This window comes from Arthrobacter sp. Y3225116 (assembly GCF_059091245.1).
This window is the reverse complement of record NZ_JBNHGL010000624.1, coordinates 1-265: the sequence shown is the minus strand read 5'-3', so window position 1 is coordinate 265 and position 265 is coordinate 1. Positions and strand designations below refer to the sequence as shown.

1 pseudogene is annotated in these 265 nt (G+C 73.2%); it reads left to right on the top strand.

The features are described from left to right. Positions 1 to 265, top strand: a pseudogene (locus tag AC5RV2_RS19265) (DinB family protein); the annotation flags it as partial.

Genomic DNA, 265 nt, shown 5'->3' with positions numbered 1-265 from the left:
GGTGCTGGCCACGGTGCCCCGCTGGCAGGCGGCCCTGGCGGAGCCCGGCGCCCACGTCCGCCCCGACGACTCGACGTGGTCGGTGCTGGAGTACGCCGCCCACGTCCGTGACGTCTGCCGCGTCTTCGATGCCCGGCTGCAGCTGATGCTCGGCCAGGACAACCCGGAGTTTGCCGACTGGGACCAGAACGCCGCGGCCGTGGAGGGACGGTACGCCGGCCAGGACCCGCGCGCCGTCGCGATCGTCCGGAAAAACCGCGAATGG